This is a genomic window from Streptomyces daqingensis (genome assembly GCF_014645895.1).
In the GTDB taxonomy this organism is placed as follows: Bacteria; Actinomycetota; Actinomycetes; order Streptomycetales; family Streptomycetaceae; genus Streptomyces; species Streptomyces daqingensis.
On sequence record NZ_BMMP01000004.1, the window covers coordinates 40,876 to 65,524 of the forward strand.

At 72.3% G+C, this 24,649-nt stretch carries 18 protein-coding genes; 12 read left to right on the plus strand and 6 right to left on the minus strand.

Annotated elements, in window-relative coordinates:
* Nucleotide 1 precedes the first annotated feature (1 nt).
* Nucleotides 2-3,184, plus strand: coding sequence for an NHLP bacteriocin export ABC transporter permease/ATPase subunit (locus IEY56_RS07300; protein WP_229711690.1), 3,183 nt, complete (start codon nt 2-4; stop codon nt 3,182-3,184).
* A gap of 34 nt (nt 3,185-3,218) precedes the next feature.
* Here the strand turns inward: IEY56_RS07300 and IEY56_RS07305 are convergent, their stop codons facing one another.
* On the minus strand, nt 3,219-3,800 hold the full coding sequence (locus IEY56_RS07305) for a dihydrofolate reductase family protein (protein WP_189036293.1): 582 nt from the start codon (nt 3,798-3,800) through the stop codon (nt 3,219-3,221).
* 195 nt (nt 3,801-3,995) lie between these two features.
* Here IEY56_RS07305 and IEY56_RS07310 point away from each other — a divergent pair, with 195 nt between their 5' ends.
* The 5 genes from IEY56_RS07310 to IEY56_RS07330 all read left to right on the plus strand — a co-directional run bounded on the left by IEY56_RS07310 (nt 3,996) and on the right by IEY56_RS07330 (nt 7,891).
* On the plus strand, nt 3,996-4,574 hold the full coding sequence (locus IEY56_RS07310) for a TetR/AcrR family transcriptional regulator (protein ID WP_189036294.1): 579 nt from the start codon (nt 3,996-3,998) through the stop codon (nt 4,572-4,574).
* 183 nt (nt 4,575-4,757) lie between these two features.
* Nucleotides 4,758-5,195 carry a hypothetical protein gene (locus IEY56_RS07315; RefSeq protein WP_189036295.1) on the plus strand — a complete coding sequence of 146 codons (438 nt, stop codon included), beginning with the start codon at nt 4,758-4,760 and terminating at the stop codon, nt 5,193-5,195.
* Nucleotides 5,196-5,508: 313 nt separating this feature from the next.
* Entirely contained in the window at nt 5,509-5,958 is a 450-nt protein-coding gene (locus tag IEY56_RS07320; RefSeq protein WP_189036296.1) for an SSI family serine proteinase inhibitor, read from the plus strand.
* 318 nt (nt 5,959-6,276) lie between these two features.
* Nucleotides 6,277-7,437, plus strand: coding sequence for a phosphotransferase family protein (locus IEY56_RS07325; RefSeq protein WP_229711691.1), 1,161 nt, complete (start codon nt 6,277-6,279; stop codon nt 7,435-7,437).
* A gap of 67 nt (nt 7,438-7,504) precedes the next feature.
* Entirely contained in the window at nt 7,505-7,891 is a 387-nt protein-coding gene (locus IEY56_RS07330; protein WP_189036297.1) for a VOC family protein, read from the plus strand.
* 48 nt (nt 7,892-7,939) lie between these two features.
* Here IEY56_RS07330 and IEY56_RS07335 read toward each other — a convergent pair whose 3' ends face one another.
* Together IEY56_RS07335 and IEY56_RS07340 are read right to left on the minus strand one after the other, a co-directional pair.
* A complete protein-coding gene (locus IEY56_RS07335; RefSeq protein WP_373292052.1) occupies nt 7,940-10,030 on the minus strand; it encodes a DUF8823 domain-containing protein in 2,091 nt (696 codons plus the stop codon).
* Between the two features lie 107 nt (nt 10,031-10,137).
* Nucleotides 10,138-13,374: a D-alanyl-D-alanine carboxypeptidase gene (locus IEY56_RS07340; protein WP_229711692.1), complete on the minus strand. Its 3,237-nt coding sequence runs from the start codon at nt 13,372-13,374 to the stop codon at nt 10,138-10,140.
* A gap of 229 nt (nt 13,375-13,603) precedes the next feature.
* Here IEY56_RS07340 and IEY56_RS07345 point away from each other — a divergent pair, with 229 nt between their 5' ends.
* From IEY56_RS07345 to IEY56_RS07365, 5 genes are all read left to right on the plus strand, one after another.
* The gene (locus tag IEY56_RS07345; protein ID WP_189036299.1) at nt 13,604-14,398 is read left to right on the plus strand and encodes a GOLPH3/VPS74 family protein; all 795 of its coding nucleotides are present in this window, start codon (nt 13,604-13,606) and stop codon (nt 14,396-14,398) included.
* Nucleotides 14,399-14,897: 499 nt separating this feature from the next.
* The gene (locus IEY56_RS07350) at nt 14,898-15,758 is read left to right on the plus strand and encodes a helix-turn-helix domain-containing protein (RefSeq protein WP_189036300.1); all 861 of its coding nucleotides are present in this window, start codon (nt 14,898-14,900) and stop codon (nt 15,756-15,758) included.
* Nucleotides 15,759-15,894: 136 nt separating this feature from the next.
* Nucleotides 15,895-16,098 (plus strand): DUF397 domain-containing protein, encoded by a 204-nt coding sequence (locus tag IEY56_RS07355; RefSeq protein ID WP_189036301.1) that lies wholly within the window; start codon nt 15,895-15,897, stop codon nt 16,096-16,098.
* Nucleotides 16,099-16,623: 525 nt separating this feature from the next.
* Nucleotides 16,624-17,031: an effector-associated constant component EACC1 gene (locus tag IEY56_RS07360; RefSeq protein ID WP_229711693.1), complete on the plus strand. Its 408-nt coding sequence runs from the start codon at nt 16,624-16,626 to the stop codon at nt 17,029-17,031.
* A 17-nt stretch (nt 17,032-17,048) separates the two neighbouring features.
* On the plus strand, nt 17,049-19,805 hold the full coding sequence (locus IEY56_RS07365; protein WP_229711694.1) for a caspase, EACC1-associated type: 2,757 nt from the start codon (nt 17,049-17,051) through the stop codon (nt 19,803-19,805).
* A 186-nt stretch (nt 19,806-19,991) separates the two neighbouring features.
* Here IEY56_RS07365 and IEY56_RS07370 read toward each other — a convergent pair whose 3' ends face one another.
* From IEY56_RS07370 to IEY56_RS07380, 3 genes are all read right to left on the minus strand, one after another.
* Entirely contained in the window at nt 19,992-21,110 is a 1,119-nt protein-coding gene (locus IEY56_RS07370; RefSeq protein ID WP_189036303.1) for an ADP-ribosylglycohydrolase family protein, read from the minus strand.
* A gap of 82 nt (nt 21,111-21,192) precedes the next feature.
* Complete coding sequence (locus IEY56_RS07375) at nt 21,193-23,793, minus strand: bifunctional FO biosynthesis protein CofGH (protein WP_189036304.1); 2,601 nt, start codon at nt 23,791-23,793, stop codon at nt 21,193-21,195.
* A gap of 57 nt (nt 23,794-23,850) precedes the next feature.
* A complete protein-coding gene (locus IEY56_RS07380; RefSeq protein ID WP_189036305.1) occupies nt 23,851-24,399 on the minus strand; it encodes a hypothetical protein in 549 nt (182 codons plus the stop codon).
* On the opposite strand from IEY56_RS07380, the gene IEY56_RS07385 reads away from it, so the two are divergent.
* Complete coding sequence (locus IEY56_RS07385; RefSeq protein ID WP_189036306.1) at nt 24,392-24,580, plus strand: hypothetical protein; 189 nt, start codon at nt 24,392-24,394, stop codon at nt 24,578-24,580. The genes IEY56_RS07380 and IEY56_RS07385 overlap by 8 nt on opposite strands.
* Nucleotides 24,581-24,649: the final 69 nt, after the last annotated feature.

Consider the following 24,649-nt stretch of genomic DNA (forward strand, 5'->3'; position numbering starts at 1 on the left):
GGTGGCATCCGCGCACGGCCCGGGAGAGCAGAGCACCGCCGGCTACGGACCCGGTGCGTACGAGGAGGCGCCGCACGACGGCGTCGCGACGTACGAGCACGGGAACGGGACGTACGAGCACGGGAACGGGACGTACGAGCACGGGAACGGCGCCGCACCCTACGAGCACGGCGCCGGGACGTACGGGAACAGCACGCCGGAGACGGCGGCCGGCGCCGAAGTGCCGCACGCGGGCGGCGAGGTCACGCCGTCCGCCGCCGCGCCGTCAGCGGCGTACGGCACCGCCGCGTCCGCCACCGCGGAGCCCGCGGCCACGCCGTACGGCACCGCCGCGTCCGATCCCGTCGTCGACGCGTTCGGCTCCCTCGGCGAACCGGCGGACAGCGACGGCCGGCGCAGCATGCCCCTCGAAGGTCCGCACGTGCTGTGGCTGGTGACGGCCGGGGCGATGGACCTGTTCGCCGTCGACGCCGCCGCGCAGGGGCACTGGCACTTCCTCGGCCGGCTGGAGGCGGGCACCCTCCTGCTCGGACCCGTCGAGGGCCCGGAGCACACCCTCGTCGGCAGGCCCCTGCGCGAATGCGGCCTGCGCCGCATCGAGTTGCGGGAGCTGTTCACGCCCGAGCACGACGCGTACGGCGCGACGTCCCCGTACGGAACCCCCTACGGCGCCGCCGGACACGGCGGGGGCGCCGCGACCCCGTCCGCGCTCGACACGGCCTTCGCACTTGGCGTCGGACGCGGCCTCCGCGTACTCCACGAGGCGCCCCTGGACGGCGAGGTGACGCCTGAGGCCGGGCACCCCGGCATCACCGGGGGCACGGACGACGACGAGATCCAGTGGATGCGCCTGGAGCCCGGGAGCGTCCAGTACGGCGCCTTCTTCAGCCAGGAGGCCGCGTCGCAGCTCCTGGTCGACGGCCGGGCCTGGCAGCGCATGGTGGACCAGCAGTTCCGGCTGCTCTCCGCCCTGGACCGCTGGATCGAGCGGCTGGAGCGCGCCCACGAGGACCGTACGGCCGCCGGCATCGAGGCCGGCGAGACGGTACGGGCCCAGGCCGACCAGGCGCTGCTGGCCTCCATCGGCACCACGGGGAAGGGCGCTGCCGAAGCCGCCCGCGCCACGGACGACGACACGCTCACCGTCGCCCGGCTCGCCGCCGGTGCCGCCGGGATCAAGCTCTCCGCCCCGGAGGAGAGCAGCTCGACGGGCGACCGCACCAACCCCGTGGAGCGCATCGCGCTCGCCTCACGGGTCCGTACCCGCGTCGTCAAACTGGACGGCCGCTGGTGGCGGCGGAACGCGGGCCCGCTGGTGGGGCACCGTTCGGGAAGCGGCGCTCCGGTGGCGCTGCTGTGGCGCCGCGGCCGGTACGAGGCGGTGGACGCCTCGGGCGAGCGCGTCCGGATCGGCCGGTCCGCGGCGGGCCGGTTCGAGCCGCGTGCCGTGATGTTCTACCGGCCGCTGCCCGAAGAGCCCCTCAACGCCTGGCAGTTGCTCCGCTTCACGCTCCGGGGCACCCGCATGGACGTACGGAACCTGGCACTGGGCGGCCTGGTCGCCGTCGGCCTGGGCGCGCTGGTGCCCATCGCGACGGGCCAGGTGCTGGGCGAGTACGTGCCCAACGCGGAGACGTCCCTCATCACCCAGGTCTCGCTGGCGATCGTGCTCAGCAGCCTCGTGTCCGCCGCGTTCATGCTGCTGCAGAACATCTCGATCCTGCGCATGGAGGGCCGCGTCGAGGCAGCCCTGCAGCCCGCCGTGTGGGACCGGCTGCTCCGGCTGCCGACCAAGTTCTTCGCCGAACGCTCCACCGGTGAACTGGCGAGCGCCGCCATGGGCATCAGCACCATGCGGCGTGTGATGTCCGGTGTCGGGCCGATCGCCGTGCAGGCGTGCACCGTCGGCACGATGAACCTGGTGCTGCTGCTCTTCTACAGCGTGCCGCTCGCGCTGATGGCGGTGGGCCTGCTGATCGTCATCGCGGGCGCGTTCTTCGGCATGGGCGTGTGGCAGCTGCGCTGGCAGAGCCGGCTCGTCGACCTCAACAACAAGCTCAACAACCAGGCGTTCCAGACGCTGCGCGGTCTGCCGAAACTGCGCGTCGCGGCAGCGGAGAGCTTCGCCTACGCGGCCTGGGCACGGGAGTTCGCCCGCAGCAGGGAGCTGCAGCAGCGCGTCGGCCGGATCAAGAACTGGACGACGGTGCTCAACTCGGTCTACCTGCCGCTCTGTTCGCTCATCATGTTCATGCTGCTGGCGGGCCCGGCCCGGGGCAGCCTCTCCGCCGCGGGCTTCCTCACGTTCAACACCGCCGTGACGATGATGCTGACGTCGGTGACGCAGCTGACCAACTCGCTGATCTCCGCCGCCTCGGCGCTGCCGATGTTCGAGAAGGTCAAGCCGGTGCTGCACGAACCCACCGAGGTGCGCGGCGGCAGCTCCCAGCCCGGCGCGCTGTCCGGCGCCGTCGAGGCCAGGCAGCTCTCCTTCCGCTACAGCGACGACGGGCCGCTGACGCTCGACGACGTCTCGTTCCGCGTGGAGCCGGGCGAGTTCGTCGCGGTCGTCGGCGCGAGCGGCTGCGGCAAGTCGACGCTGCTGCGGCTCCTCATCGGCTTCGAGAAGCCCGTGTCCGGCAGCGTCCTGTACGACGGGCAGGACCTCGCCGCCCTCGACCAGTCCGCGGTCCGGCGGCAGTGCGGTGTGGTGCTGCAGAACGCGCAGCCGTTCGTCGGCTCGATCCTCGACTCCATCTGCGGAGCGGAGATCTACTCCCACGAGGAGGCGTGGGAGGCCGCCGAGATGGCGGGGCTGGCCGAGGACATCAAACGCATGCCGATGGGCATGCACACCGTCCTCTCCGACGGCGGGGCCGCCGTCTCCGGCGGGCAGCGGCAGCGTCTGATGATCGCCCAGGCCCTCATCCGGCGGCCGCGCATCCTCTACTTCGACGAGGCCACCAGCGCGCTCGACAACGAGACGCAGCGCATCGTCAGCGAGAGCACGCGCAAGCTGCGGGCGACGCGCATCGTCATCGCCCACCGCCTGTCGACGGTCATGGACGCGGACAGGGTGCTGGTCATGTCGGCGGGACGCGTCGTGCAGCAGGGCACACCCGCCGAGCTGCTGGCCGACACCGCGGGCCAGTTCCACGCCCTGGTGCGGCGCCAGATCCACTGAGCGGGGTGCCGCCGCGCCGCCCGCCCGCGGACGCTCACCGCTTCCGGCTGTACCTGCGGACGAGCACTCCGTTGCCGAACGCGCGCACCGAATCGGGCACGAACTCCGTGAGCCGGAACTCCGAGCCGAACATGGGCATTCCGGAGCCGAGCACCACCGGGTAGGTCTTCAGCACGAGTTCGTCGATCTCGTCGAGCAGCTGGCCCGCGACGTCGGAGCCCCCGCACAGGTAGACGCCCATCCCGTCCTCCCGCTTGAGTGCGCGGATCCTCTCCGCCAGGTCGCCGGAGACGATCTCCACCGAGGGGTCGGGCGACGTCCCGATGCTGCGCGAGGCGACGAGCTGGCGCATGTGCGCGTACGGGCTCGTGACGCCCTCCGCCAGCGCCAGGTCGTAGCTCGCGCGGCCCTGGATCACCGTGTCGAACTCCTTGTTCTCCAGGTCGTCCAGGCCGAGCGCGCGGCGGCCGGCGGTGGGCAGCGTCTCCGGGAACTCCGCCTTGAGGAACTCGAAGTACTCCTCGTCCACGTAGTCGGTGAAGAAGCCCGCCTCCCCTCCGGGGGCGCCGATGAAGCCGTCGATGGACACGGCGGCGAAGTAGGTCAGTTTCCGCAAGGCGACTCCCTCGGTCGTGGGCGTGGGGTTCGCCGCGCGGGCTGCGTCGGTAGAACCACTACGGTTAGAGTGCTTCGCCTGTAGTGGTTCCCGCAAGGCGTTTTCGGCGCGGGGCGTTCCGGGCGCAGGGCATCGAGGGCGCCAGGCGTCCGGCGCGACGCGTCGTGGACGCACACCCGAGGGAGGAGAACGCGCGTGGTCAGCAACCCGCGGCGCAGGACGGCACTCGTCGACGCCGCGATCGAGGTCCTGGCACGCGAGGGTGCCCGCGGTCTGACCTTCCGGGCCGTCGACTCCGAGGCGGGCGTCCCCGCCGGCACCGCGTCCAACTACTTCACCTCCAGGGACGACCTGCTCACCCAGGCAGGCGGCCGCATCCGGGTGCGGATGACCCCGGACCCGGCCGAGGTCGCCCGCGCCCTGGGCTCGGCGCCGCCGCGCCGCGAGCTCGTCGCGGAGCTGATGCGGTGGCTGGTGCGCCGCATGGCCGAGGAGCGCACCGGCTATCTGGCGATGCTCGAACTGCGCCTGGAGGCGACGCGCAGACCCGCGCTGCGGAGCGAACTCACCCGCACCGTCCGCGCCGACCTCGACGAGAACGTGCGCGTCCACCTCGATGCCGGGCTCCCCGGCGACGCGGACACCGTGCTCGTCCTCTACCTGGCGATGACGGGGCTGCTGCTGGAGCAGCTCACGCTGCCCGGGATGCTCTCCGACGGCGAGGTGGACGAGCTGGTGGAGACAGTCGTCGACAGGGTCCTTCCCCGGCGCTGACTCCGCAGGCGCCCGCAGAAGCCCGGTGGCGGCCGCACCGCCGGGCGCCCGCGAGGGGCCGGATCGAACAGCGGGCCGGTGCCGGGCGGGGTGTGACCCGCGCGTGATCGAACGCGGGCCCTCGTCGCGGTGAAGAGGCCGCCCAGACGGTGTCCCGCCGTCGCCGGCCGCTGTTGCCCCGGCATGGGAAACACGTCATTCATCCTCGTCCGCGACGCGCAGCGCGACGAACTCACCGGTCCCTCCACCCAGTTCGCGGAGCTGACGGGCGCCTACTGGTTGGAGCCGATCTACGCCCGGCTCGCGAACGAGTGGAGCCGCCAGGGCAGGACCGTCCCCGGCGCGCAGTCGGGACGGCTGCGGCTGCTGACCGACGGGGCAGCCGAGCCGGTGCCGCCCGACGAAGCGGAACGGGCGTCCGGGGAGACGGCGGGCGAACCCGGACGGCGTCCGCAGCCGAGGAACCTGACGCTCGAACCGGCCCCGCTCGCGGGAGTCACCGTGCTGCCGGGTCGCGCCTCGCGGAGCGGCCGGGACGGGCACGGCGCGGACGGCGTCCGCGAGCCCGGACGGCCGCGCACGGACCCGGAGGACGACGGCAGCGGCAGCGGATCCGCGTGAACCACCGCCCCGGTGTGCCCGCGCACGGGCGGCGCGGTGCACACGCGGGCTCGCGTACGGGCGAGCGTGCGGACCCGCAGGACGGCCCCGGGCGCGCATGCGGGTCCGCCCGCGGGCGGACGTACCACCGGTGGGCCGCCGGAGAGGCGGTCCCTCCGTCTGCGGTCCGGCATAGCTCGTTCGAGTCAATGTGCCGTCCGGTGCGCGACGCGTCCCCCCTGTCCCGCGTTGGCGGGCCAAAAGACTGCCGTAAGGCCCCGCTCGCAACCAGTCACCGCCCGTCCCGCCCGTAAACCGCGTCCAGGGAGTCTCCATGCACCTCCGCCGCCTCGCCGTCACCGCGACCGCTGCCGCCGCTCTGACCGTCGCCCCGCAGACACTCGCCCAGGCAGTCCCGGGCGCCGCGGAGCACCGCCCCGCCGACCACCTCACCGTCACCGTCGCCGACTCCGGCCGCGCCGCCACCGACGGCACCTTCGAGCTCTCCTGCCACCCCACGTCCGGCGACCACCCGCGCGCAGAAGCCGCGTGCGACGGGCTGGACGAGCGGACGACCTGGGGCAAGGACCCGTTCGCCCCGATCGGCAGCGGCACGCGCTGCACCATGCAGTACGGCGGCCCGGTCAGCGCGCACGTCCGCGGATGGTGGGCCGGGAAGCGCGTGAACGCCCACTTCAACCGGGAGAACGGCTGCGAGATGAAGCGCTGGGACTCGCTCGTACCGCTGCTGCCCCGCACGAGCATCCAGTCGCAGCAGATGTGAACGGGCCGGCCCGCGCGTGAACCGGGTCCCGTGAACCGGGCTCTCCGGTACGGGAGTTGAGCCCTCCGCCCCCCGGCCGGCCCGTCCCGTCGCCCCCTCAGCCCCTCCCCCGGAGCCGGGCGTGCGGCTCGCAGCCGCCCGCCCGGCTCCTCCCTGTGCGCGCTCCGCGCGAGCCGCAGTGCGAGCCCGGACCTCCGGCCCCGGCAAGGCGCTAGCCTGTCGCTCCTGCCGCTCCGCGAGGCGGCCCGCGCCCCGGGGCCGAACGCCGGGGCGCCGAGCGGCACACGGGGCGAGCGGGCACACAGGGGGGAGCAGGCAGTGGCACTGGTACCCGGGGCAGCGGACCGCCCTGCTCTCGAAGAGGCCGCGCGCTTCCTGCGCGGCGCGGGCGTCGACCCGGACGGCGTCGTCTCCCTGGAGCCGATGACCGGGGGCTCCTACAACACCCTCCACCGGGTGCGCACCGCGGACGGCACCTGCCTCGTACTCAAGACGGCGCCGCCGGAGTGCGGCCCGCGCCTGCAGTACGAGCAGCGGCTGCTGGACGGTGAAGCCGCCTATTACCGGGCCGCCGCCCGCTGCGGCGGCGTGCCCGTGCCCCGTGTCGTGCACGCCGGGACGCACCCGACGGGCCCGGACGGAACGGCCCACGCGGCCCTGCTGATGACGCGGTGCCCGGGAACCGCGTGGAGCGACGTCTCCAGCGGTCTGACCGGCGGGGAACGCTCGGCGCTGCGCCGGTCCCTCGGTGGGATGATCGCCCGCGTCCACACCGTCCAGGGGCCGCGGTTCGGATATCCGGCGCAGCCGCCGTCGGCGGGCGTCCCCCCGGCCGGCTGGCGGGAGGTGTTCGCGGCGATGCTCCGGGCGCTGCTGGAGGACGCCGAACGGTACGCGGCCCCGCTCCCCCTGCCCGTCCCGGCACTGCACACGCGCCTCGCCCGGGCCCTGCCCGCGCTCGACCACGTGCACCGCCCGGTGCCGGTGCACTTCGACCTGTGGGAGGGCAACGTCCTGCTCGACGGCCCACCCGGCAGCCGGTACGTGAGCGGGATAGTCGACGGCGAGCGGATGTTCTGGGGAGATCCGCTGGCCGACTTCCCGTCCCTCCAGCTCTTCGGCCGGGCGGAGGACGACCCGGACCTGATGGCCGGCTACCGTGCCGGCTCTCCCGGCGGCGGACCCGACCTCGGCGACGAGGCCGTACGCACCCGGCTCGCCCTCTACCGCTGCTACCTCTACCTGATCATGCTCGTGGAGACGGTGCCGCGCGCCCCCGGGGAGGAGGCCGTGCGGCGGACCCACGCACACGCCGGGCCGGCGCTGCTGGAAGCCCTCGACGCGCTCCGTCCCGGCACCGGTCCCGCCACCGGCACGCCGGGGCCTCAGCCTGCGGTCCCATACCCCTCCTCCGCCCCCGGACCTACGCCCGAATACGGGGGGCAGCCGGGGAATCCGGGCCCGCATCGGGCCCGTTGACGTGCGCGAGGGGCACCGCACCGCTGCCGCCCGGGCAGCGGCCGCGGCCCGCCCGGAGGAGACAGCAATGGCCGTACAGCTCAACCACACCATCGTCGCCGCCACCGACAAGAGGGCCTCGGCGGACTTCACCGCCTCACTGCTCGGACTCGAGGTGCAGCCGCAGTACGGGCCGTTCCTGCCCGTCGTCACCGCGAACGGCGTGGCCCTCGACTACATGGACGCCGGCGACGAGCCCGTCACGCCGCAGCACTACGCGTTCCTCGTCTCGGAGGAGGAGTTCGACGCCATCTTCGGCCGGATCAAGGAGGCCGGACTCACCTACTACGCGGACCCCCGGCGACAGCGCGTCAACGAGATCAACCGCAACGACGGCGGACGAGGGGTCTACTGGGCCGATCCCGACGGGCACTTCATGGAGATCATCACCCGTCCGTACGGCAGCGGCGGCTGAGCAGCCCCACCGTGGCGGGAGGCGCGCCGCACCCGTCCGCTTCAGGCGTCACTCCGGGGCGGAGTCCCGTCCCCTCCGGTCTCCGGCGGGGGCGTCCGCCCCCGCCGAGGCTCCGCGCTCGCCGTCCTCCCCGCCGACGCGCGGTCCCGGGGGCAGGCTGTCCGGGCACGTAGTGCCGCGCGGCAGCCGGTAGGGGGCCGCCAGGCGGTACGTACCGGGGCGGGGCGCCTCCAGCAGCGTCCAGGTGTCCATGACGGGCTCCTCGTCTCCCGGCGCGGGTGCCCCGCCGACGGTCGGCCGGGCCTTGCGCAGGCAGCCGTAGCGATTCGGGGCGCCCTCCTCCGGAGCGTCGACGCGGGAGCCCGACGCGTCGACCAGGCCCAGCCACGGCGACCACGGGATACGCACCAGCACGGCGCCGCTCTCCCGCACGCGGACCTCGACCTGGCCCGCCCCCGCGTGCTCGACCGTCGCGGGCTTCTCGGCGAGCGGCAGCGGATCGGTGACGCGGAACAGCCGCCAGTTCTCGTCGCTCCAGACCTCCCGCAGGTAGGGCTGCCCCGCACGGACGATCTCGGCCTCCTCTATGGCCGCGCCGTCCGGAGGCGACGAGGTGGGAAGCACCACGAAGTGCACCGCCCAGCGCCGCAGCCACTCGTGGTAGCTGTCCGGCGTCAGACCGCCGTTCTCGTAGAAGAGCGGATTGCGGTCGGTGTCCGCCTGCCTGTTCCAGCCCCGGGCCAGGTTGACGTGCGGGGCGAGGGCGGACGCCTCCCGGTGGCTGCGTACGGGGACCACCTCGACTCTGCCCCGCTCGGCGCCCACTTGCCTCAACTGCTGTACCAGCGGTGTGAGTTCGCGGCTCCACGCCTTGTCGGGGGTGGTCGCGAACACGTCGTACACGGGTTTCGCCAGCTGCCAGCCCACAGCCACGACCAGCGTGACCGCCATGACAGCGCCGCGCCGCGAACGCCAGTCGGTGACCACCAGCGGCGCCGCGGCCAGCAGCACCACGACACCGAAGAGCAGGCTGAGGCGCTCGACGTTCGAGCCGACCTGCGACGGGATCAGCCAGGTGAGGACGACGCCGACCGAGTACACCAGCGCGCCCAGCCGCACCGTGCGCCATGTACGCGGCGCGAGCAGCAGCACCGGCACGGCGCCCAACAGCGGGAAGAGCGCCGACCACCACGGGATGGGCTGCAGGCCCTCGAAGGGGAAGAAGACCGCCGAGACGGCGACCACGACGGGCGGCGTCACCGCTATCGCGTACCCGGCCTGCCTGCGGCGGTCCAGGAACAGCGCGGCGGCGACCACTTCCAGGAACAGGCCGGCGACCGGGCTTCCCGTCGTCGCCAGCGCGGCCAGCAGCGCCGCCACGGCCCCCCTGGCGAACCGCCCCTTGCCCCTGCTCCGCCACCAGCGGCGCGGCCACGCCCACACGACGGCCACCGCGCCCAGCGCGAAGAGGATGCCGAGGCCGAAGGTGACGCGGCCGGACGCGGCGTTGCAGGTGAAGGAGAACGCGCCCCACAGTGCCGGCACCAGCGGCCTGGCGAGGACGCGGCGGAGTATCAGCGCGAGCAGGCCGGAGGAGAGGATCCCCGCCAGCATCAGGGTGCTGCGTACCCCTATCGCCGCCATCAGGTACGGCGAGAGCACGCTGTACGAGAAGGGGTGGAGGCCCCCGTACCAGGCGAGGTTGTACGCCGAGTCGGGATGCCGCTGCACGAACTCGGCCCAGGCGTCCTGCGCGGCGAGGTCCCCGCCGCCGCTCGCCAGCAGCCACAGCCATATCAGGTGCAGGACGGTGGCGAGCAGCACGGGCGAGAGCACCGGGTGACGGACGAGGCCCGCCGCCGCGTCCACGAGACGGCGGTACGCGGGGCGACCGGCAGACCGCGCCTGCGGGCCGGTGTCCGAGGAACCCGGATCCGACGGACCGGAGCCGGAGCCGCCGGCCGCGTGCCCGGGGCCCGCGCCGCCCGGGCGCCCACCTCCGGGACGGCCGCCGCCCGCCGTGTCGCCGCCCTTCCTGGGGCGGGGGACGGAGCCGGTGCCGGAAGCCGTTCGCGCAACGGCACCGCCCCTGGGCACGGTCACGTCCCCGGGGGGCGTCTCGCCCTCACCGTCCGGCATCTGCGACTCCCGCGATGCGGCCACCGCGCTCTCCCCCGTGCTGCTCGGCCCCGGTTCCGCCACGTGCGGGCCGGGCACTACCTGCGTCCGGGCTCATGGCACCCGCTTCACAGGATCCTGGTCAACTTCGCCCCGAAGCCGGGCTCCGCCATGTCCTCCTTGAGGGCCAGCGGCACCCGCACCTGGCCGGGCCCGTCGCCCACGGTCAGGGTGCCGGCCCTGTCGCCCCGGCTGCCCTCGTGCGGCAGCGGCTTCCCGCCGTCCGTCATCGCGAGCTTCACCTTCAGGCCGGACCAGCCGACGGCTGTCACGTCCCTCGTCGCCACGACGGGCGTCCTGCCGCCGAGCTGGTCGTCGACGTAGCCGACGACCTCGCCCTTGCGGACCACCTTCTGGGCGCGCAGCGCGTCCTGGGCGGTGTCGATGAGCTTCTTGCTCTCCTGGAGGACGGTGTCGAGTATCGACGGGCGGTACTGGCCGAGCACGGCGCCGACGATGAGCTGCTTCGTGCCGCCGATCTCCTCCTCCGCGGCGAAGAGCAGGTTGCCGCCCGCCTTCGTGGTGGTGCCCGTCTTGATGCCGACGACGCCGTCGACCGGCACGAGCTTGTTCCAGTTGCCGTGTTCCTCCCCCTTGGCGTCGCGGTAGCCGGGAAGCCGGACGATCTCGCGGAACAGGTCGATGCCCATCGCCTTCTTCGCCAGCTTGACCTGGTCCTCGGCGGTGCTCACGGTCGTGGCGGTGAGCCCGCTGGGGTCGGTGTAGTGGGTGTTCTTCATCCCCAGGTCGTCGGCGGCGGCGTTCATCTTCTTCGCGAACGCCTTCTCCGAGCCGGCGTCCCAACGGGCCAGCAAACGCGCAACGTTGTTCGCGGAAGCAATCATGAGCGCCTGGACGGCCTCCCGCTGCGAGATCTTGTCGCCCTCCTCGACCTCGACGGTCGACTCGTTCTGCGCGCTGAGCCCCGCCTCTTCCTCGGCCTTCCTGTCGACGGGGATGGACGCGCCGTCCGTCCCCTTCTTGACCGGGTGTTCGCGGAGGATGACGTACGCCGTCATCACCTTGGCCACGCTCGCGATCGGCACCGGCTTCTGCTTGCCGGACGAGCCGAACGAGCCCAGGCCCTGCACGTCGAGCCGGGCCTGGCCCTCGGAGGGCCACGGCACGGACGGCTTCGGCCCCTGGAAGGTGTGGGTCGGCGACGCGGTGAGCGCCAGCTCCGCCTCCGGCAGCGGGCGCACGGCCTGCGCGACGGCGAAGAGGACGACCAGCAGCACCACCAGCGGCGTCCAGATCTTGACCCGTCGCACCGCTGTCCGCAGCGGAGTCTCGGGCGGCGGCGGGGTGTTCGTGAGCTGCGCCAGCAGGTCCAGCGGCGCCTGGTCGGGCCGCACCTCCTGCCGCGTCCGCTCGGCCTCGCTCAGGCCGGCCGCCGGCGCCTCGGCCGGGAGCTCGCCCGCCGCCGGGGCGGCGGGCCGGCCCAGCGGCTTCGGCGGCGCGGCCGGGTCGGGCTTACGGGTGGGGCGGGGCGGGGCGTCCGCGGACCGGAGGGGGACGAACTGGCTCGTGCGCTCCGAGTCGGACTCCTCCTCGGAGCTCTTGGCCGGAGCCTTCGCCGAGGTCTTCTCCGGGGCCTTCTCCGGGGCGCCGGCTCGTTCCCCGGCCGGGGCCCCCTTCGACTCGCCGTCCGCGCCGGTCTCCGGCTCCTTCTTCTGCGCGGGGAGCTTGCCGGTCCCGGCGTCGGCCGCGACCGCGAGCCGCGGATCGACGGGCCGCACGAGCTGCGTGGTGGCGTCCTTGTCGCGGGGCTCGGGCAGCGTCTCCGTCTTCGCGTCGCCCTTGAGCCCGGCACCGGAGTCACCGCTTCCCGGCTCGTCCTCGCGGGACTTCCCCGCTCCGGACTTCCCTGCTTCGGACTTCCCTGCTTCGGACTTCCCCGCCTCGGGCTCGGCCTCTCCGGGCTTCGCCGCTTCAGACTTCTCCGCGTCCGCCTTCTCCGCGTCCGGAGCCTCGTCCGCCTTGCCGGGCTCGACGGTGCGGAAGACCGCCGTGGGCTGGTCCCCGCGCGCCGCCGCACCGGCGGGCTCCTGCGCCGCCGGCGTACGGAAGACCGCCGTCGGCTCGTCCACGCGGGGAGCTCCGGGCCCGGCGGGGGCAGGCGGCTCCGCCTCCGTTCCGCCGGAGGGTCCCGCGGCCGGCGCGGCCGTCCCCTCGGCGTCTTCACGACTGCGAACATTCGAGGCTTCCTCGCCCGGTGCAGCCCCGTCCGGGGTCTCGGCACCGGACTCCGCGTCGACGGCCTCTCCGGCTACGGCCTCTCCGGCTTTCTCGGCGCCGGCCTGTTCGGCTTCCTCGGCGACGGGTTCTGCCGCGCCGGGTTCCCGGCGGCCGGGCGACGCGGACTCCGGCTCCTCGGAGTCCGCGGCCTCGCCGTCCGTCACGGCGCCATCGGCGGTCGCGGGGGCGGAAGAGGGCTCGGCAGCGGCGTCCGCGTCACCCGAGCCCTGCTGCTTGGCCGACCTGCCCGGCCCGAAGAAGGCGGACGTCATGCGCTCCGCGCGCCTGGCGGCCGCCTCGCTGTCCTCCTCCTCCGAACGCACAGAATCGGCGTCCACGGTGCGGAACATGGCCGTCGGGTTGTCGACCCCCTCCGCGGATTGGCTTGTTTTCCCCTCCCCGGCAGCCGAATCTCCGCGCTCACGCCGCGACTGTCCGTCCGGCTCGTCACCCGAACCCGCGACCCACGCCGCGACGGCTGCTTTCAGCCTTTCGTCGTTGTGCCCGTGACCCGCGGGCTGACCTGCCTCGTCGCCGGCTCCAGCGGAGTCACCGCCCTCGCCGGAGGCTCCGGCGTCCGCCTCGTCGCCGGGGGCGGGTGCAGCGGACGACGCCTGCTCGTCCGCCCCCGCAGACGTGGCCGCGACTGCCGCCCCGTCCGCTGCCGGAGCGGCCTCGGGAGCAGCGGACGAGGCGTCCGCCGGCTCTGGGGAACTGCCCTCGGCGGGCGGCGAAGCGGCGTCAGGGGCACCCTCGCCGGGTGCGGTGTCCGTGCTCTTCGCGGGCTTCGAACTCTTGGGCGCGGCAGCCGACTTCGTGCCGCCGCCGGGCTTGCCGCCCTTCCGGGACTTCGCCGGCTTCGCGGTGGCCCCACCCTTCGCCGGCCTGGGCTTCGAGGACTTCGCGCTCTTCGACGGAGCGGTCCCGGTCCTGGCCTCGTTCCCGCTCTGGCGGGGCGACTTGGAGCCGGACTTCTTTCCGCGCGAGGACGCAACCGGGCGCCCCTCGTCCGTCGTCTCCCCCGACGACTTCCCGCGCTCCACCTTGTCGGGGGACTCGCCCGCCACCGATGCCTCCTGATGCTGAGTGCTCGCCGCTCGCCGTACCAGTTAACAGTGTCCTGGGCCCCCCGCCGCCACATTCCGCTGGGGCGGACCGACAGGGGCTTGGATCGGTCTTTCCATCGCGGAGACGAGAACGACATACCTACTGGTTCCCGTACATAACACCCACGCACTCTCGACAGACCATTGTGAGAGGAGTCACCCTGTCTGACATCCACGCGGGGAGGCATGGATGGGCAGGAGCCGCAGAACTATTCCGGAGGAGCTTCTGCTGCTGGCCTTGGACCCGGCCACGGGCACCACGGCACAGCCGCAGTCGCTTGACCTCGGCCTGGCCGGGGCCCAGCTCGTCGAGCTGGCTCTCGCAGGACGTATAGCCCCAGACGGGGACCGCATCGCCGTGGTGCTGCCACGGCCGACCGGAGATCCGACACTGGACTCCGCACTCGAGTTGCTGCGCAGGCGCGGCAGCCCGGTGCGTGCTGTCCATTGGATCGGTGGACCCCGATTGGGGCTCCGCCAAACTTATCTCACGCACCTGGAGCGCTGCGGCATGGTGCATGCCGTATCAAGCCAGATGTGCGGGGTGTTGCCGACGACGCGGTACCAGGCTACGGAGACGGCGATCAGCAGGGAGATCAGAACCCGGCTGGACGCGGCGATCCGTACCGGCGTGCCGCCGGACCCCCGGACAGCGGCGCTCGCCGCGCTGGCCCACGCGGTCGGCCTCGGCAAGCACCTCTATCCCGGCAACGAGGGGCGCTCGAGCCGCTCCCGGCTACGGGACCTCATCAGGCACGACCCGATGGGCGGTCTCGTGGCGCACGCCGTGATGGACGTGCAGAACGGCGCGGGGGCGCAGCCCCGGCGTGCGGCGGGCAACGGCGCTCCGAGCGGTCAGCCGGCATCTTCCGGTGCGGGCGGACGGCCGGCGGCGGCACGCGCGAGCGTGCCCGCGGGCGGCCCGTCGCGGCAGCTGGCGGATCAGGCACGCCACACGGTGGGCGGGATGGTCCGGGCGGGCTGAGCAAGAAGGGCAGCCACCGCACAGCACAAGAGCAACGGCACAACAGAACAAACGAGACACCACGGAAAGCACGGTCGTGCGGGGTGGTGGTCCGGCCGTGACGGCGAGTCGCGGCCGGACCACCACCCCGTGCGCATGTCCGCACGCAACCGGTCAGCGGGCGCGCAGGGCCAGCGGACAGGGCCGGTGTGCAGCACCAGCGGCGAGCAGGGAAGAGCGAGCAGCCGTCAGAACGGCCGAAGCCCGGGACTGCGCCGGGGAGTTCGGCCGCTTCCACCTGCCGGTGCACGGAGGGGCCGCGAGAGGCGGCGAGGGCTGAGCGGCGGCGCCCCGCCCACCGGGGGCGCTCAACTGCGTTGCGGGCGCGAGCGCGTGGCCGTAATCGTCCCGCCTCCGTGCTCGCCCCTGCACCCTCTGTTGCCATTCTCCAGCGAGATCGCTCACGGTGGTGGCAACCTGCTTGACAAGTAGTCGTACTTTACGCGGAGGTGCAGTACCCGTGGCGTCCAACGTCAATCCCACCGTCCGACGCCGCCGACTGGGCCAGGAGTTGCGTCGCCTCCGCGAAGTCAAAGGGCTCACGGCCGAGGAGGTCGCCGAGCGGCTGCTGGTCTCCCAGTCGAAGATCAGCCGGCTGGAGAACGGCCGGCGCAGCATCAGCCAGCGCGACGTGCGCGATCTGTGCGGGGTGTACGAGGTGGAGGACAACCGCATAGTCGACTCGCTGATGCAGATGGCCAAGGAGTCGCGCCAGCAGGGCTGGTGGCATGCGTTCGGCGACATCCCCTACAGCGTGTACATCGGCCTGGAGACGGACGCCGCGTCCTTGCGGGTCTACGAACCGCAGGTCGTGCCGGGCCTGTTGCAGACCCAGGCGTACGCGCAGGCCGTCTGCGAGGGGGCTTCGCCCGAGGCGACGCCGGCCGAGATCGAGAAGCGCGTGCAGGTGCGGATGCGGCGCCAGGACCGCATCAACGACGTGCGTCATCCGCTGCGCCTGTGGGCCGTGCTCGACGAGTCGGCACTGCGCCGGGCCGTCGGAGGGGCGCAGACGATGGTGGAGCAGCTGGAGCGGCTGAACGAGGTGTCCCAACTGCCCCACGTCACCGTGCAGGTGATGCCGTTCTCGATGGGCGCGCATCCGGGCGTCAACGGGCAGTACGCGATCCTCGAGTTCCCGGAGGCGTCCGACTCCTCGGTCGTCTACCTGGAGGGGGTCACGAGCGACCTTTATCTGGAGAAGCCGCACGATGTGCAGAGCTACAGCGTCATGTACGAGCATTTGCGCGCCGAGGCCCTCAACCCGGACCAGACACGCGAGTTCATCGAGAATGTGGCAAAGGACTATGCCCGAGGCTGAGCGCGGAGAGAGTACACGTCAGGCATAGACGCGTGTAGGCCAGTCTGGAATATGCCATCCGGTCGAGTGAACGGTTTCTTCGCTTCGGGAAATCGAGGCGTACGGTCGAGACACGAGTCGAACAACCGGAGCAGACATGGCAATTCAGCAGGGAAACACCACGCGATGGATCAAATCGAGCTACTCGGCCAACGGTGCGTGCGTCGAAGTGAAGTCGCCGACGCCGGGCGCGGTGGCGGTGCGCGACTCGAAGGCTCCGGAAGGGCCGGCGCTGAGCTTCCCTCCGGGACCGTGGGCCGGATTCGTCACCCAGGTACGCGGTTCCGGCCGTCCCAGCTGAACCGCCGGAGCACGAACCGTGCGTGCGGGCCCGCCGGCGGGCCCGGGTTCACACGCACCGGAACCGGTCGTCGGACCGGATCCGATCCAGCGGGGAGGCGCCCGGAACGCCCGCTCGCTAACGCCGCCGGCTCGTCGCCGTCCTGACACGGCGCCACCTGGAACTGAGCCCTCTCGACCGGTCCGCCGTCCCTGCCGAGGGGGCTCTCCCATGCCGCTCCCGCCTCCCCGCGGTGCGGTCGCACGACCGCCGCGACAGCCGCGCGGACTGTCGCTTTCGGCCGGTCCACGTCCGACGTCGGCAGCCGTCCGCGCTACCCGCTCCGGTACTCCCTGAACTCCCCGCTGACGGACGTCGGCGTTCACCACGTCACCGCGAACCAGCGGTTCCGCGAAGGAGCGTTGCGGCCGCAGCAGGCCTGTGCGACGCCTGGCGTGACCGCCTCGGGGGCAGTCACTGTCACGGAGCCCCGGCTCCTGTGTTGCCGTAGTGCCGAATGGAACAGTGGCTACGATGGCCCTACTTGTGACGTGGATCAGTGGGGTCGGGGGACAGGTGGAGGTTCGCTTAACGTTCGCGGACGGTGAGGACGAGCAGCAGGGAGCGGAACTCGACCACGCCGGCAATGCGAGTTCGCTGTACCGCTGGCTGGTTGCGGATGCCGAACTCCGGGGCCTGACGGAGATGACCGTCACCTCAGCCGAGTCGCGCCAGGGGGACATGGGCGGGGCACTGGAGGTCGTCAACGTCGTGCTCAGCAACACGATCGCCCTGAGCAGTCTGCTGGTCAGCGTGGCCGCTTGGCGAGGCTCGCGTCCGCGTCCGCCAGAGGTCCGCATCGAACGCAACGGAGCGACAGTGACTGTGCGGGATGCCTCGCCCGAGATGGCCGAGCGGATCCTCCGGGCCCTGGATACGGATGATGCCGGGTAGCAGCACACACCGACGTCATGGGGACGCGGGGTGAACCAGTGTCTCTGCTGCCGGATCCAGCCCGTTCTCAGGCGTTACTGGTAGGCGTGCACGCGTATTCGAGTCTGCCCGACCTGCCTGCGGTCGCCTCCAATCTGGAGGGGCTGCGTGAGCTATTGACCGATCCCGCGGTGTGGGGGCTGCCTGCCGATCAGTGCCGTGTGCTCTCCCAGCCGCACACTGTGCGCGAGGTCTTGGGAGCCGTACGCGAAGCAGCCGGTCGGGCCCGGGACACCCTGCTCGTCTATTACGCGGGGCATGGCCTGACCGACCTGCACTCCGAAGAGCTCTACCTGGCCTTACCCGACTCGGAGTCCGAGCAGGAGTGGACGGCGCTGCGGTACGAGTATCTGCGCCGCGCTGTCCGGGACCCGTCTGCCGGCGCTCGGCGAACCGTGGTGATCTTGGACTGCTGCTACAGCGGACGGGCCTTGGCCGGTCCCATGAGCGCGAGCGCACAGGTCGCCGACTACGCAGTGGTGGAGGGAACCTGTGTGCTAACGGCCTCTGCCGAGACGCGCGCGGCTCTCTCCCCGCCGGGAGAGACTTACACGGCGTTCAGTGGGGAACTGATCGCCGCGCTGGCTGACGGTATCCCAGGGGCACCGGATCCGATCGACATGGACAGCCTCTACCGGCACCTGCACCGTGCCCTCGCGGCCAAGTCCCGGCCCCTGCCCCAGCAGCGCAATCGCAACACAGGGGGACTCATCGCCCTGGCCCGCAATCGCGCTGCCACGACGCCCCCGGAACACGATCCGCTTCCGCCGCGGACACCGGGTGCAGCACCTCCCGAGACCAGCCAGGAGTCGGGGGCCGCCACCAGGGACCGTCCTCCGGAGGAATCGAGGCTCCTGGAGGAGTTCGCCCGGGCCCGCGCCCGCGCACTGGGTGCCGCCCATGCTCAGACCCTCGACACTCGCCGAAGCGACGCCCACGACCTCGGCGAAGCCGGACAACACGCAGAAGCCGCACGCCTCTTCATGCAACTCGCGGAAGACTGCACCCGCGCGCTGGGCGCCAACCATCCAGACACCCTGGACGCACGGCACCACCACGCCCGCTACCTCGGGGACGCCGGAGAGCGCGCGGAGGCCGCACAGCTACTTGAGCAACTCGTCGAAGACCGCACCCGCGTCCTGGGTCCCGACCACCCCGACACCCTGCTCACACGCCACAACCACGCCCACGACCTCGGCGAAGCCGGACAACGCCGGCAAGCAATCGAACTGCAAGAGCAGCTCACCCAGGACCGCACCCGCGTCCTGGGTCCCGACCACCCCGACACCCTGCTCACACGCCACAACCACGCCTACAACCTCGGCGAAGCCGGACACCATGCCCAGGCCGCAGAGTTGTTCGAGCAGCTCACCGAAGACTGCATCCGCGCGCTGGGTCCCGACCACTCTCGGGCTCTCGACGCCCGGCAGAATCACGCCCGCTACCTCGGGGACGCCGGACAACGCCGGAAAGCGGCAGAGCTGCTGGAGCAGCTCATCCATGACCGCACCCGCGTCCTGGGTCCCGACCACCCCTACACCCTGCTGACGCGCCACAACCACGCCTACAACCTCGGCCACGCCGGACAACGCCGAGAAGCCGCACAACTGTTTGAGCAACTCGTCCAGGACCACACGCGTCTGCTCGGCCCCGACCACCTCCGCACCCTGGGCGCCCGGCATGAGCACGCTTACAACCTCGGTGAGGCCGGACAACGCCCGCAAGCCACAGGACTGCTAGAGCGGCTCATCCAGGACCGCATCCGCGTACTGGGCCCCGACCACCCTCAGACTCTCAACTCCCGGCATGACCATGCCTACAACCTCGGCGAGGACGGTCAGTGTGCGCACGCCGCGCGCCTGTTCGGGCAACTCGTCCATGACCGCGCACGCGTACTGGGCCTTGACCATCCCCACACGCTGAACACCCGCCACAACCACGCCAGTTACCTCGGCGCAGCTGGACGGCACGCAGAGGCCGCACAGCTGTTTGAGCAACTCGTCCAGGACCGCACCCGTCTACTCGGCCCCGCCCACCCCGACACCCTGGGCGCCCGGCACGACCACGCCTACAACCTGGGCGAGGCCGGACAACGCCAGCAGGCAACGGAACTACAAGAGCAACTCACCCAGGACCGCACACGCGCGCTGGGCCCCGATCACCCCGACACCCTGAACACCCGCCACAACCACGCCCTCAACCTCGGCCACGCCGGGCAACACGCAGAAGCCGCACGCCTACTCGAGCGACTCTCCCAGGACCGCACCCGTCTACTCGGCCTGGATCACCCCCACACCTTGGGCGCCCGGCACGACCACGCCTACCACCTCGGCGAAGCCGGACAACGCCGGCAAGCAACGGAACTACAAGAGCAACTCACCCAGGACCGCACACGCGCACTGGGCCCCGACCACCCCGACACCCTGAACACCCGCCACAACCACGCCTACAACCTCGGCGAGAACGGAAGGCGCAGGAATGCCGCACGCCTACTCGAGCAACTCGCCGAAGACTGCTCCCGCGTACTGGGTCCCGACCACCCCGACACGCTGAGTATCCGGCACAACCACGCCTACAACCTCGGTGAGGCCGGAAGGCGAGCGACAGCCGCACGGCTGCTCCTGCAACTCACTCAGGACCTCACACGCGTTCTGGGCTCCGGCCACCCCTACACCCTGAGCGCCGGCCGCGACCACGCCTACTACGCCCAGCGTGCTCAGCGCTGGCGGCTGTGAGGGTGACCGGGGAGGTGGAGCAGCCGAGCTCTCCCCGTCCCCGGGAAGCACGACATGCCGCCGACCACGTCCACTGGTGCGAATGCCCGGTCGACTGCGGCAGGCTCGGCTCCCTTCCGGGGCCACGAGTCCCGGACTGGCCGCTCACCTTCGGCCGTCCGCGTCGCACACCCGCGGTCGTCCGCGTCACACGCGCGGGTAGCGCTCCAGCCACGCAGGGGACGCCTGCCCCGGGGCGTGCAGAGCCGGGCCCTGCGTCATCTCCATGGCGAAGTCGTCGGCGAGTTCGAGCAGTGTGGCCCGCCCCTCCAGCTCCGCGACCCAGCCGGGCGGGAGGGCCGTCTCCCCGTGGATGGTGCCGAGCAGGTTGCCGCACACGGAACCCGTGGAGTCGCTGTCACCACCGTGGTTGACGGCCAGCAGCAGACCGTGGCGCAGGTCTTCCGCCACGAGCGCGCAGTAGACGCCGATCGACAGCGCCTCGTCGGCCGTCCAGCCCTCCCCGAGCGACTCGACACGCTCCGCCGACGGCATTCCCTGCCGCACCGCGCCGACGGCTCGCTTCAGCGCCTGCGTGGTCTCGTCGTGGCCGGGCCGGGTCGCGAGCTGGACCAGGGCCTTCTGCACGGCGTTGTCGAGATTGTCGCCCCGGGCGGTCGCGTGGACGATCGCCGCGAACGCCCCCGCCGCCAGGTATCCCGTCGGGTGCCCGTGCGTCTGCGCCGCGCACTCCACCGCGAGCTGGAAGACCAGTTGCGGTTCCCATCCCACGAGCAGGCCGAACGGGGCGGAGCGCATGACGGTGCCGCAGCCCTTCGACTCCGGGTTCTTCGGGGCGTCGAGGGTGCCCATGCGCTCGTCGGCCAGCCCCGAGAGGCACGCGTTCCCCGGCGCGCGTCGCGCGTAGAGCCACTCTTCCCGCGCGAGCCAGCCGTCCTCCTTCTTCCGCAGGTCCGGTCCCCAGTCCCGCTGGGTGGCGGCCCACCTGCGATAGGCGGCGTGGACGTCGGTCGGCGGGTGCCAGGCGCCGGTGTCGCGGCGTACGTGCGCACGGATGAGGCCGTCGACCGTGAAGAGGGTCATCTGGGTGTCGTCCGTGACGGCGCCCCGCCGGCCGTAGGCGGGGACGTAGTCCGTCACACCCGCGGCGCCGTGCTTCTCCCGGATGTCGCTCAGCGACTCGAACTCGATGCCCGCGCCCAGCGCGTCCCCGATCGCACCGCCCAGCAGGCAGCCGCGCACCCGGCTGCGGAAGCTCTGCTGCTCGGTGCGGCCCCATACGGCATCACCGCCTGAAGCGGCCACTTCTCTCTCCCCTGTGTGACGGCTGTCCGGTGCAGGCAGGGGACGGAGCACCCCGACCGCGTCTGCACTCTAGAACGCCGGTTCAGGTTTCCAACACCGGTAGCAGCTCCGGCAGGCGTCCGTCCGAGTCCATGGCCGCCCGCAGGCGCTCCTCGGGCACCTCCCCGTAGAGCGTCGTACGGGCACGGGCCGGGCGTCCCGCCGAATCCGCGATGTCCGTGAGGTCCTTGATCGAGCGGTACGAGCCGTAGGACGACCCCGCCATCCGCGAGATCGTCTCCTCCATCAGGGTGCCGCCCAGGTCGTTCGCCCCGGACCGCAGCATCTCCGCCGCGCCCTCCGCGCCGAGCTTCACCCAGCTCGTCTGGATGTTGGGGATGTACGGGTGCAGCAGCAGCCGCGCCATCGCGGTGACGGCCCTGTTGTCGCGGGTGGTCGGGCCGGGGCGGGCGATGCCGGCCAGGTAGACCGGAGCGTTGGTGTGGATGAAGGGGAGCGTGACGAACTCGGTGAACCCCTCGACGCCCTTCTCCAGCGCCGAGCGCTGGATCTCCGCGAGCTTCCGCAGATGCCCCAGCCAGTGGCGGGGCTGGTCGACGTGCCCGTACATCATCGTGGAGGACGAGCGGATTCCGAGCTCGTGCGCGGTCTCGACGACCTCGACCCACGTGGCCGCCGGCAGCTTCCCCTTGGTGAGGATCCAGCGGACCTCGTCGTCGAGGATCTCCGCCGCGGTACCCGGGATCGAGCCGAGACCGGCGTCGCGGGCCTCGGTGAGCCAGTCCCGCACGGACAGCCCGGTACGGCTGGCGCCGTTGACCACCTCCATCGGCGAGAAGGCGTGCACGTGCATGCCGGGCACGCGTTCCCGCACCGCGCGGGCGATGTCGAAGTAGGCGCTGCCCGGCAGGTCCGGGTGGATGCCGCCCTGCATGCACACCTCGACGGCGCCCACGTCCCACGCCTGCTGCGCCCGGTCGGCGACCTGGTCCAGCGAGAGGGTGTAGGCGTCGGCGTCGGTGCGGCGCTGCGCGAAGGCGCAGAACCGGCAGCCCGTGTAGCAGACGTTGGTGAAGTTGATGTTGCGCGTGACGATGTACGTCACGTCGTCCCCCACCACGTCGCGCCGGAGCTGGTCGGCGATGCCGCACAGCGCGTCGAGCGCGGGGCCGTCCGCGTGGAGCAGCGCGAGCGCCTCGTCGTCGGTGAGGCGGGTGGGGTCGTCGGCGGCGCGCGAGAGGGCGGCGCGGACGTCGGTGTCGATGCGCTGCGGTGCCATGCCGGGCTGTGCCGCCTCGCGCAGGCTCTCCCAGTCGCCGTAGACCTCGTCGAAGTCGTCGCGGCGGTCGGAGGTGCGCCCGTCGGTGTCGATGGTGCGGTGCAGGTCGGTGCGTCCGGAGGGGGCGAGGAACCCCTCGTCGGGCTCCTGCCAGGGCCGGCCCACCAGCGGGGCGTCCTCGCGGGCGAGTCCGGTCCCGGCCTCGGTCAGCGCCTCGACGTGGGGAAGCAGCCGGGGGTCGAGCCAGGGCTCTCCGCGCTTGACGAACTCCGGGTAGACCGGGAGACGTTCGCGCAGCGTGTAGCCGGACGCGGCGGTGCGGCGGGCGAGTTCGTCGATCTGCGGCCACGGGCGCTCGGGGTTGACGTGGTCCTTCGTGAGCGGGGAGACGCCGCCCCAGTCGTCGATGCCCGCGTCGATGAGCAGCGCGTACTCGCCGTCCACGAGGTTCGGCGGCGCCTGGATGCGGACCGACGGGCCCATGATGTGCCGCGCGACGGCGATGGCGGCCGCCAGCTCCTCCAGTTCGGCGTCCGGCATGCCGCGCATCGCCGTGTCGGGCTTGGCGCGGAAGTTCTGCATGATCAGTTCCTGGATGCCCTGGTACGCCCGCTGGACGCGCCGCAGCGCGAAGAGGGACTCGGCCCGCTCCTCGTACGTCTCGCCGATGCCGATCAGCAGGCCCGTGGTGAACGGCACGTTGGAGCGCCCCGCGTCCTCCAGGACACGCAGCCGTACGGCGGGCTCCTTGTCGGGCGAACCGTGGTGCGGGCCGCCGGGTTCGCTCCACAGCCGCTCGGCGGTGGTCTCCAGCATCATGCCCATGGACGGCGAGACGGGCTTGAGCCGCTGGAAGTCCGACCACGACAGCACCCCCGGGTTGAGGTGCGGCAGCAGACCCGTCTCCTCCAGTACGCGGATGGCCATGGCCCGCACGTAGGAGAGGGTGTCGTCGTAGCCGTGCGACTCCAGCCATTCGCGGGCCTCGGGCCAGCGGTCCTCCGGCTTGTCGCCGAGCGTGAACAGGGCTTCCTTGCAGCCCGTTTCGGCGCCGCGGCGGGCGATGTCGAGGACCTCGTCGGGCGAGAGGAACATGCCGTGGCCGTCGCGGCGCAGCTTTCCGGGGACGGTGACGAAGGTGCAGTAGTGGCACTTGTCCCGGCACAGCCGCGTGAGCGGGATGAAGACGCCGCGCGAGTACGTGATCACGCCGGGACGTCCTGCCGCCTCCAGCCCGGCGTCTCGCACCCGGGCAGCGGACTTCGCGAGTTCCGCGAGGTCCGCTCCCCGCGCCTGGAGCAGCACGGCCGCTTCGACGGTGTCGAGCGTCACCCCGTCGCGGGCGCGGCGGAGGGCACGCCGCATGGCGTTGGCGGTGGGGGCTGCCTGCGCGCTCGAAGTCATGGACCGAGCATACGAGCGGGTCCGATCACGGCTCCGGACCGGCCGCTGCGGGCTATCTCACACTGCCGCAGCGATCAGACCGCGCGGCGAACTGTTGTCCGCCATTCGGGTCCCTGCCATGCTGACCCGCGCATCGACAACCACGGGGGAAAGCATGCGCGTTGGCATATCGGCGTTGCTGTTGTGCACCTTGCTCGCGGGATCGGCGGGGACCGCGTACGCCGCCGCGGACTCGGCTCCGGTGCGGGCCGGGCGTTCCGCCGGCTCGGACGGCTCGACGGCGCACGGCCGCACTGACGGCGGGGTCCGGGTCGCGGCGGCGCCGGGGCGGGCGTCCGGCGGGGTCAGCAGCGGAGGGAGCAGGAGCGGCGGCGTCAGCACCAGCTCCAGTTCGACGTCCAGCAGCGGCGGCCTCAGCTCCAGCTCCAGTTCGACCTCGAGCAGCGGCGGCCTCAGCTCCAGCTCCACGTCGAGCACCGGCTCCAGCAGCGGCAGCACGAGCGGGACGGTCAGCAGCAGCGGAGGCGTCAGCAAGACGTCCGGCGGCAAGACCACGAGCGGGTCCGGCACCAGCGGATCGGTCAGCAGCACCGGGGGTGTGAGCAAGACCTCCGGAGGCAAGGGCACGAGCGGAGCGGTGACCACCACGGTCGGCCACAACTCGACGGCCGGGACGAGCAGTTCGAGCAGCAGCGGCAAGAAGCTGTGGTGGCTGTGGCTGCTCGCGCCGCTGACTCTGATCCTGATCGTCGTCGCCCTGATCAAGAGCAACGCGAACAGGCGGTGAGCACCGTCGCCGGCCGGACGGCGGGCGGAGGCGAACGGCGGCGCGCCGCCCGGCGGGCCCGCTGACCGC

Excerpts from the sequence above, each read along its gene's own strand:
- IEY56_RS07315 (WP_189036295.1), top strand. The coding sequence starts at position 4,758 with ATGGGAAACACGTCATTCATCCTCGTCCGCGACGCGCAGCGCGACGAA.
- IEY56_RS07320 (WP_189036296.1), top strand. The coding sequence starts at position 5,509 with ATGCACCTCCGCCGCCTCGCCGTCACCGCGACCGCTGCCGCCGCTCTG.
- IEY56_RS07330 (WP_189036297.1), top strand. The coding sequence starts at position 7,505 with ATGGCCGTACAGCTCAACCACACCATCGTCGCCGCCACCGACAAGAGG.
- IEY56_RS07335 (WP_373292052.1), bottom strand. The coding sequence starts at position 10,030 with ATGCCGGACGGTGAGGGCGAGACGCCCCCCGGGGACGTGACCGTGCCC.
- IEY56_RS07345 (WP_189036299.1), top strand. The coding sequence starts at position 13,604 with ATGGGCAGGAGCCGCAGAACTATTCCGGAGGAGCTTCTGCTGCTGGCC.
- IEY56_RS07355 (WP_189036301.1), top strand. The coding sequence starts at position 15,895 with ATGGCAATTCAGCAGGGAAACACCACGCGATGGATCAAATCGAGCTAC.
- IEY56_RS07365 (WP_229711694.1), top strand. The coding sequence starts at position 17,049 with ATGGGGACGCGGGGTGAACCAGTGTCTCTGCTGCCGGATCCAGCCCGT.
- IEY56_RS07375 (WP_189036304.1), bottom strand. The coding sequence starts at position 23,793 with ATGACTTCGAGCGCGCAGGCAGCCCCCACCGCCAACGCCATGCGGCGT.